Raw genomic sequence first — 10,159 nt, 5'->3', positions numbered from 1 at the left:
GCCGCACATTTGAGAAGACCGGGATCAAGCTCGTGAGCACAAATGCTTCACCCGGCATCGATGGCGGGCCATCATTCGGATACTGCCCCGACGTCAACCGACTTGACATTCCGCTCGGCCGCACGTCATTCATTCGCGCGCTCGTACTCGACCACCCGGTTACGGATCTCGTCGATCGCATCGATGAATGCCGAGTTCTCTGGCAAGCCGATGTTCCCCTTCCCGAGGGAATCTATTGGTTCGAGGGTATCCAACGACCGATGTTGTTTCAGGTCGCCGGCGGGGTAGCTCCAGGTGGTTCCGCGATCGTCCCGCTGAACGAAATCGACGAAAATCACCCTTTGGCTTCAGCTTTGGCATGGGCAGAGGACCTATGGCCCAGAGCTATCGAAGTTCCCATACCGAAATTTCACATCAATGAAGACGCGGTCACTGACCCAGGCGACATCGATGTGAATGTGCGTGAACGAAGATATCTCAGCCGTCAATGGTCCTACACGGTCGTTGTGCAAGGTCGCAAACAAACCATCATCGAGTCAAAGCTAAGGCCGCGGCCGCGGATAGATAGCCCGCAGACCTGGGTCACGGGTGAACCAACACCCGCGGACCGATTCGGTGCGACACTCACCCGCGCCAAGCTATTGGGCAAGTTCGCCAACACCCTCTTTTCTTTTCGCGCAACCAGAACAACGTTTCGCCCGTATCAGTTCAAACCTGTACTCAAGCTGCTCCAGACCGGCAAGGCTCGCCTACTCATCGCGGACGAGGTTGGTCTCGGTAAAACGATCGAAGCCGGTCTGATATGGACGGAACTCGAGGCTCGACGGGAGGCCGATCGCGTTCTCGTCGTGTGCCCGTCAGGACTGCTGAACAAGTGGAAGGAGGAGATGGCCGACCGGTTTGAGTTCGAACTGATGGAGCTCGACGGGAACGGCCTGACGAACTTCGCCGAGCAGCATCGCCAGAATCGGTTACCACAGAGACGCGCCCACATCTCCAGCCTCGAACGTCTAAGGACGTGGGATGGACTCGATGATCTGAAAGATGTTCCGCCCGAGTTCGATCTCGTCATCGTCGACGAGGCCCACGCGATGCGCAACCAGGACACCAAGAGCTATGCGCTGGGGACCGAGATCGCCGAGTGGGCCGACAATCTGATATTCCTCACAGCGACACCGATCAATCTTCACCAACAAGACTTGCTCAATCTATTGGAACTGCTCGCACCTGAAGACTACGGCGACATCCGCGACCTCGAGCTCCGACTGGAGCCCAACCGGATCACCAATAGCGTCGCGGCCAAGCTCGTTCAGAAGGGTGTGAGCGGTCGCGATCTGCTCGCCGAGCTCAACAAACTCGGCGGCACTGCTCTGGGTGGACCGCTCATGCAGCGAGCTGATTTCAAGCTTCTGACCCAGCTGCTTGACAAAGATAAACTGACACCACGCGAAATCGTCGATGCCAAAAGATATCTCGCTGATTTGAACACCCTGTCCACCGTCATCACGCGCACCAAAAAAGTCGAGGTCGACGACCGCAAGGCCAAACGCACCGAAGATCGACAGGACGTCATCTGGACCGATGCTGAAGAGGACTTCTACGCGGAATACCTGGCCTGGTGCGAAACGCGAGCAAAGGCTATGGAGCGCCCGCTCTACTTTGCGATGCAGATGCCACTGCGGCTCGCCAGCGCGTGCTTGCCAATGGCCCGCCGTGCTGTGCTCGACCCCGTTTCGTTCGGGGCAATCTCCGATGCGGACTCCGGCGATTCGGCAACGCGGCTGGAGCCACATGCCGGCCTGATCGAGGCCGCTAGTCTTCTTCCCGAGACCGTCGACACCAAATTCGACCTGCTTTACGAGGTCCTCCTTCACTTCCATGAGAAGCGAAAGCGTGCATTACTTTTCACGCACTCAAGGCCGACTCTCGCGTATCTGCAGCAGCGGCTGGCGCATGAATTTCGAGTGGCAGTCATGCATGGGGGCGTGGATCGCGAGGGGCGCCGCAAGATCATGGCTAGCTTCCGCGCCGGCGAATACGACTTCGTGCTCGCCAACCGCGTCGCAAGCGAAGGCCTAGACTTCGAATTCTGTTCTGCAGTCATAAATTACGACCTGCCATGGAACCCGATGGAGATCGAGCAGCGGATCGGTCGGATTGATCGGATTGGTCAGCAAGAAGAAACCATCGTCGTCGTGAACTTCGTCAACGAGAGCACCATCGACGAACGCATCCTCTCCCGACTTCTCGATCGCATCGAGATATTCGAATCCTCGATCGGCGCACTCGAGCCAATCATCGCGGTCGAAGCGACTAAGGTGTTGCAGGCGGGGTTCGACTTCACATTGAGCGCGGAGCAGCGAGAGCAGCGGCTTCACGAAGCAATTACCGCCATCGAGGAGCAAAAGGCAGGCGTACAGGACATTTCAGACGCATCGAGCGCGCTACTCGTGAGCAACGACGTCGACGTCGCAGGTTTAGAGGATGATCTGGTCCGCACTGGTAGTTACATCGGCCAGCGCGAGTTGGCGTTGTTGATTGATGACTGGGCGCGAATAGACGGAGCTGAAGGCATCACCTTCGCACGCGACGGTGTCAGCGTCGAGCTTCGCGGCAACCCTGCGATGGCCGCCAGGGTCGACGAACTCGCGAAGTCGAACAAAAGGACTCGCTCCGAGATCAGCTCGGTGACCTCGTTCCTCCGCAACGAGCTGCCGATGCAGCTTTTGCTAGACCAGGAGCTCGCGCGAACCAGCGGCGGCAACCTGTTGACGGCGACAAGTCCGCTCGCGATGGCCGCGGCAGCCGTGCCTGGTCACCGGCAGGCAAGATTCGCATCGCTCCAGATCAGCACGCTGGAAGAAGATGTCGTACCGGGCATCTACGTTGCAGTGTTAGCGACGGCAGTATCCGCCTCGCGTGCGGGAGACGAAATCTGGGGATGCGCTGTGACAGACGAGGGACGCAATGCGGGCGAAGCGCCCGTCCACGCCCTGCTTGCGGCTCTGGCCAGAGGCGGTCTCATCGACGCACCCTTGCCGTCACTAGAGCGCCTGGATCGACTTGCCGAACGGGCAGCTAACCAACTCGACTTTCGGCATGTCCACGAACAGGCGAAAAGAGACAGTGAGTTCGGCGCGCTCAAGGAAGCAAAGCTGATCAGCCTAGAGGCGCAGTATCACCGCCGAAGAGCGGCCATCGAGAAGAGGATCGCGACGACCCTCAGCCGCGGTCGGCGCGAAAGCTCCGTCGATCTCTTCAGGAGCCAATTGCGAAGGGCCGAGGAACGATTCGCAAGTCTCAGCGAGGATGTCGCCGGTGAGTCGCAGCCAGAGATTCGACTGGAGCATCTGGCCGTCTGCGTCCTGGAGATCATTGCCGGAGAGCCAGAATGAGCACACATCGTAAGGACCTCGAACTCGAGGACGAGCGGACGGCCCAGAAGCAATACACGAAGGTACTCGACGAGCGGGCGCGTAGGCCATCCGCATATCAAGGCCCACGCAACAGTCTGTGGGTCGGCGGCGGGCTACCCAAGAAACGGGAGATCCGCAGCGGCGAGTTGGTCGGGCGCGTCGCACTGGCTCACCCAGACCAAAAAATCCTCGATGGCGGATCCGATTTCTACATCGGTGAAACCTACGCAACGATCAATGGTGTCAATGTATTTGGCTGGACAGCGCCCATCGCGTGCACTTTTTTTCGGGGCCAAGAGCATCACGACCTCTGCGATGAAGTGGCAGTCGTACGCGCCTTCAGCCGTCACAACGGGCAGATCGTCGATTTCATCGACGAGGCCTTACGCGCTGATGCGCCAAAAGAGCCGTTCAAGAAGCGCGAACTCTCTATACCAGCGCCTCCAAAGCGGCCAAATCTCCCCAAGCTGCCGCCGACAGTGTCCGATCAGGCATCCTGTTCAGAGACACTTGCTGAAGTTTCGCAATACAGCCATATGGCGAGTCTCTCGAACGAAATGGGTGAGCCCGCCACAGAACTTCCTCCATTACGAGCCGAACCACTGCTGCGGGCTCAGATGCTGGCACCGAGAACCAAAAGCCTTGCGCCCGTTCTTGCGACGTTGCAGCCCGATCAATACGCACTCGTCACGATTCCTGCCATGGACAGCGTCATCATTGAAGGCCAACCGGGCACCGGCAAGACGATCGTGGCCTCGCACCGCGCCGCCTATCTGGTGAACGAGGAGACACCCCCGGAGAACGCGCTCGACGGGGACGTGTTGCTCGTCGGGCCGACGACTGGCTACTCACGGCACGTTCGGCAGGTGGTTGCGAAGCTCGCCGGGGATACCGAGCGAGTCAAGGTGTTATCGCTCCACGAGCTCGCCGACCTGATCATCGGCGGAAAGAAGTCCCCGCATGGGGGCGTCTCACGTAGCTATCAAGACGTCGACTGGGAATTGGCGAGACTCGCCCGTTCCGCGATTGCCAAGTTGAAAACCGCCAAGGGAGTGACCCCGACTTCCGAACAGGTATATGAGTACCTGCGGTCTCACAGCGGCACAGTCACACAAAAGAAAGATTGGTTGGCCTACCTGCGCCAGTTACCAGCCTATAAGAAGGCTTTGACGCAGCGAGTCCACGCACCCCTCGTCGCCTTCATCAAATGGGAGATCGCGAAGCCGGCTGAACTTGCCAACATCGAACACGTCATCGTGGACGAAGCACAAGACGTGACCCCGCTGGAATGGCTTCTCCTGGATGAGATCAACGAGGCGGACGCATGGACGATTCTCGGTGATCTCAATCAGCGCAGATCCGACCACACGCTCGGCGATTGGGCGCAGGTACTCGAGGTCATAGCCATCGACCCAGAAACCCCAATTCGCCAAATGAAGCGGGGATACCGTTCGACGAAGCCGATTTTGGACTTTGCCAACCGCTTGCTGCCACGAGCCGTACGCAAGACGTATGCGCTCCAAGACAGAGGACCCGAGCCAGCCATCCAAAAGGTGAGTCCAAAAGAACTCGACGGCAGCGTCGTTCGAGAAGTCAAGCGGCTCACGAATGAGTATCCGACGGGTACCGTGGCCGTCATCTCCCCGACGCCGTCGGTGATCGAAACTGCGTTGCGTTCAGCAGGGTGGCGTAGATCCGACCGTGGCCCGCAGCTCTGGGAGAAGAACGGCCGGGAAGTCACGGTCAGTTCTCACGACGCCGCACGAGGCCTCGAGTTCGATGCAGTTGTGGTGGCCGAGCCGGCCGACTTTCCCGAGAACTTCAGCCGAAAGGGCCCGCTCTACACAGCGCTAACCCGCGGGAATCGCGAACTCTCAATTGTTCACGTCCGACCGCTGCCGGACGAACTGCGACGTAAATAGGACGAAATGGTTACCCACTTGTCAATGCGAGTGCCTTGGCGTGACCAGCCGTGGGACGAACGTCTGTGTGCGAACCCACTCGACAACTCGTCATGTCTTCTGCTGAAGAACATCGGCGCTAAGCGCGATGACAGTTACGAAGTTGCGCACGCACTCGAAGACATCGGGAAGCTCAACGCGATTCCTTGCTTGAGCGAGCGCGGGACCTTCATGTCTCCGAACGGCTACCAGGTAACCAAAGTTCACCCGTACGCGACATACCCGGCTCTGAAGGGGCATCTCGAGCCGACGCTACTCAGCATGCCGCCGTACTCTTTTGAAGCTGTTCCGTTTAGGTGGATGGCCCGCGAATCATTCGAAAAAGATTTGTGGCCGAACTGGCGCGGTGATTACGACCCCGACGCCGAGGCGTGCGTGGGTCAGATACTTGGACTCAAGAAGCCGACATGGATCATGGATGGCCGCAATCAACAGTCAGTGATTCGTTCGTTCTTTGAACCGGTTCTGGCCGGCTCCAGTCTGGTCTTCGTCTACCTCAAACACTCACCACTACAAGACGATCGGACCGATCGGCTACTCGTCGGTGCCGCGATGATCGAGTCAATCGCGTTTCCGGGCTTCTGGGTTCAGTCCGGCGATCAGCCGTTCGACTCGTCGATGTGGGAAACGAAGGTCGTTCACTCACTGCGGACAGACCAGCAGCATGGTGTACTGCTCCCCTATCAGAAGCTTATCGAGCTCACGGACCGAGGCGTTGACGTCTCGTCCGCACTGGCATGGGTGCCCGACGGGCGAAACGCTGAATTTTCCTTCGTGACAGAGCATGTCAGTAACGATCTCGCTATCGACGCGCTCGGCTCACTGCGGTCCGCCGCCGGCGGCATGCAGAATTTGGGCATCGAGGTGCCGGCCGCCGCTCTATCGTGGATCGACAAACAAATCCACCGGCTGTGGGATGAGCGCGGACCGTTGCCTGGCCTGGCCGCGGTCTTGGCACACCTGCAAGTCCGGCATGCGCATGTCGTTGCCCGCGAGCTCACCGAGGCACCCATGGAGCCTTGGCAAGTCTTGGAAGAGGGCTTTGCCGATAGCAAGGCTTGGCCCGAAACGCTGAAGGGAATGATTTCGGAATCAGTCGGCCTCGAGTGGACGCATACCGACTCTCAGGTCCGAACCGTATACAAGCTGCTGTCCACCATGGACGTGCGCCCGGACCAGATTGCGCTGATCATGTCAGGCAAGTCGGCGGGCGGCCTGGAACCTGTTGATTTGTTGGAGGATCCGTATCTCGCGGCCGTGTGCACCTACTCGGATACGCAGCAAATTGGGCTTCGAACGGTTGATCGTGCACTGTTTCCCTCGGCGCACGCGCGCTGGGCGTCCCAGGTTCCGCAAGAGTGCCGAATGGTGGATCACCGAGACTGGCGCCGTGTCAGAGCACTGATGACCGATGTTTTGAGAGCGGCGGCAAACAATGGGGACACAATCGTCCCTGAGAAAGAAATGATTGCGCGGGTCGATGACATGGATATTGTTGACCCAGTTGCTATTTCACCCGCACTGCTCAAGGGGTTAAAGCTCGACGCAGGGGCCCTTGAGCCTGCGGACTTCTGGTCTCCGTTCTACGGAGCAAAACTTGGAGATGGGCAGCCCGCCTACAAACTAGCTGAGCTGGTAGATGCAAAGCGAAAGATCCTCGAGTGGACCGAGCCAAGGTTCAACGTTTCGACGCGCGCGGTCGATTTCGACGCCCGTGAGCAGATCGACAACACCCTGAAAGCCGGCGGGCACGACGTCGCGCTGGACGAAGACGAAGAAGCGGCACGTGTCGAAAAGGCGGCTGGCCTGGTCGAGCTATTTCGTTCGCGTATCTCAGTTCTCGTAGGTCCTGCCGGCACCGGAAAGACCACACTCCTGAGAGCACTAGCCGATCTTCCGGCAATCTCTAACAAGGGTGTGCTGCTGCTAGCGCCTACAGGCAAGGCAAGTGTGCAGATGAGAACAAAGGTGGGTCGCGAAGCACGAACGCTGGCCTCTTTTCTCGTCAAGAAGGGTGGATTCGACCCAGACCGGGACCTGTATCGGCAGGTGAACTCCAAGTTTGCGGAGGACGCCGGCTTGGTTGTCATCGACGAAGCATCGATGCTGACAGAAGAGATGCTCGCGGCGACATTGTCCGCGCTGGGTAACGTGCAGCGGCTCGTGCTTGTTGGCGATCCGCGACAGTTGCCTCCGATTGGAGCGGGTCGCCCGTTCGTCGACTTGGTAAATCGCTTACATCCCGGATCGTTCGACACACCAACGCGGGTGGCCCCGTCATATGTCGAGCTGACCGTGTCGCGACGACAAGGCGGCAGCAGCCGCGACGACGTGCTACTCGCCCAGTGGTTCGGTGACGGTGAAGTCGGCGCTGGCGCCGATTCGGTTTGGGAACGATTACGCGCTGGAACCGCCTCAGCGCATGTCGAGTACCGGCAATGGTGCGAAGGCGACATCGTCAAATCCATCGACGACGTACTGAAGCAAACGATTGACTGGTCGAAGCATGATGATCCCGAGATTGCCTTCAAGCTGAGCTACGGCGGCGTCCTCTCCGAAGATCGCAAGTACCTCAACTGGAGAACCGGTAAGGGCGGAGCGGGTGAGGGAGTGGAGCGGTGGCAGATACTCAGCCCCTTCAGGTCGCGCGCGTTCGGCGTAGTCGAGATCAACCGCCACATCAAAAGGTCTCTGCGCGCAAAAGATCTCGACCTCGCGTTCAGATACAAGGGGTGGCGCAACCCAAGGCCGCTCGGGCCCGAGCAGATCGTCCGGGGCGACAAAGTCATGCAGACGCGGAACGATTCACGAGCAAAAGCATGGCCGCAAGAATCCGGATTGAACTACGTCGCTAACGGCGAAATCGGCGTGGTGGTTGGGCGATGGACTAACACTCCGCGCCCACCGGCAGATGTCGAATTCTCGTCACAAGTCGGCGCGACCTACCGATACTGGCCGAGTTCGACAGAAGACCCGCCGCTCGAGCTCGCTTGGGCGGTCACCGTTCACAAGTCGCAAGGGTCTGAGTTCGAAACCACCATCCTCGTGCTGCCCAAAAGGGTTCGGGTATCTCGAGAGTTGTTGTACGCCGCGCTTACTCGGCAAAGAAGCCGTGTGGTGATCCTGCACGACGGTTCAGTCGACGACCTGGTGGAGCTAGCCCATCCGCGGTACTCAGAAACGGCCCGACGGTTAACCGACCTGTTTGTTGCTTCCAGGCCGACGGTGATCGAAGTCGATGGTGTACCACAACCGTTCGACAGCAACTTGATTCATGTCGCCGTCAACGGAGAAATGGTCCGCAGCAAGAACGAGGTGATCGTCGCGGACGTCCTGGAGAAGGTAGTCCCCGGACGATGGCGATATGAAGTACTACTCAAAGGTGACGACGGCACATGGTGCCGCCCGGACTTCACGATCAGCCGGCCATCAGGGGTTCCCGTCTACTGGGAGCATCTGGGAAAGATGAATCAACCGTCTTATGCGAGACGGTGGGACGAAAAGCTCGAATGGTATCGCCGCAACGGCATCACTCCGGCGCTGGACTCAGAGGGGCGTGCGCTCGCTGGAGTCAAAGACGGGCCCAACGGGATTTTGGTGTGGACCGATGACGCCCACGGTGTCGATACGCCGGCGTGGACGGAGATGGCGAAGGCGATCTTTGGATCCGGTTCGGTTGCAGAGCCGCGGTGGGGCAGCAAGGTGGCAAGGCCGTCATGATCAACGTTCAGGCTCATCCATTAGTCCTCGCCGACAGCTCTGGCGCATCGCGTACGCACGGCGTCCGTTGTCGATCTAGATGTGTCCGCGTGCCAGAGTCGATTGAAGGGCCTGGCGGAGCGGAAGTACGTCGAAGCTCAACCGCTGAACAGGCTCTCGAACCGCCACGAGAACTTCCGCCTGACACTGAGTTTGCCGAGACCGCGGCACTTGGTCGCCTGGTGATCGCTCTGCTCGATACAGCGCTTGAGCTGTACATACTTGTCGACGTTGAAGCCTTCCCGCTGCACCTGCGACCGGATGCCTTCGTGCCAAGCTCGCCACACTGCTATGTCCACCCATCCCAACCGCGCCGCGTCGAACTCGTCCTCACACAACCGAAGGTATCGGCGCGCATAGGTAGACTCGTGGCGCTGACGATCGTCACCGACGAAAAGCTCGTCCACTTCCCAGTAACGCTTGATGTAGACCTGAGCGAGGCCGAATTTTCGGGCGCGCGTCTGAGCGAACAGGCCTGCAGCTCCGACGAAAACTCCGACAGCCGTAGCCATTCCTGCAATCTCGCCGATCAACTGATCTCCATCCGTGGGTGGCCTTGCGGTTGCTGGCCGTTGGCTCAATTTTTCAACGGGCCACGCGACCAAGGCCGCAGTCTTAGGTTAAAACGAGGCGAAAGCAACGCGGAGATCTATGCAAAATTTCGAACGGCATCCAGGCAATGCCTAGATACAAATTTTGTTGGTCAAACCTCCCTGATGCCCTTCTCCATCAGCTATACCGCCAGCTGGTCGAAGGCGGCGAGGACGCGGCCGACGCCCTCAAACAGATCTACGGAGCGCGGCCGAAAGACGAGTTCGTGCGCGAGGCCTGGCCCATCCTGCGCGACGAATGGCTGGGCCGAGACAAACAATCGCGCACCACCGCCATTCGAGCACTACGTGAAAGACGGCGCGAGCCCGGGCAAATCTCCAATCGGAGAGCGCAATGAACCGCCCCGGCATGTCCGGAGACTCCACTTGTTGGGAAAGTTGGAGTCATGTCAGGGAGTACGTCGAAGCGGTA

Annotated in this window: 4 protein-coding genes; 3 read left to right on the top strand and 1 reads right to left on the bottom strand. The window is 59.1% G+C overall.

The features are described 5' to 3' along the window. Window positions 1-32: 32 nt before the first annotated feature. Genes A5658_RS11075 through A5658_RS11065 form a run of 3 tightly spaced genes read left to right on the top strand, consistent with a single transcriptional unit; the run spans window position 33 to window position 9,097 of the window. A complete protein-coding gene (locus A5658_RS11075; RefSeq protein ID WP_082993089.1) occupies window positions 33-3,395 on the top strand; it encodes a DEAD/DEAH box helicase in 3,363 nt (1,120 codons plus the stop codon). Continuing rightward, a complete protein-coding gene (locus A5658_RS11070; RefSeq protein ID WP_067334077.1) occupies window positions 3,392-5,338 on the top strand; it encodes a UvrD-helicase domain-containing protein in 1,947 nt (648 codons plus the stop codon). Before A5658_RS11075 ends, A5658_RS11070 begins: the two co-directional genes overlap by 4 nt. Window positions 5,339-5,362: 24 nt before the next feature. After that, window positions 5,363-9,097: an ATP-dependent RecD-like DNA helicase gene (locus tag A5658_RS11065; RefSeq protein ID WP_197503097.1), complete on the top strand. Its 3,735-nt coding sequence runs from the start codon at window positions 5,363-5,365 to the stop codon at window positions 9,095-9,097. Window positions 9,098-9,234: 137 nt separating this feature from the next. Here A5658_RS11065 and A5658_RS11060 read toward each other — a convergent pair whose 3' ends face one another. Continuing rightward, entirely contained in the window at window positions 9,235-9,741 is a 507-nt protein-coding gene (locus A5658_RS11060) for a hypothetical protein (protein ID WP_156751390.1), read from the bottom strand. Window positions 9,742-10,159 lie beyond the last annotated feature (418 nt).

Origin of the sequence: Mycobacterium sp. 1245111.1, assembly GCF_001673405.1 — a bacterium.
Classification (GTDB): domain Bacteria; phylum Actinomycetota; class Actinomycetes; order Mycobacteriales; family Mycobacteriaceae; genus Mycobacterium.
Note: the sequence above shows the minus strand (reverse complement) of the source record. Positions and strands in the feature narration are given on the sequence as shown.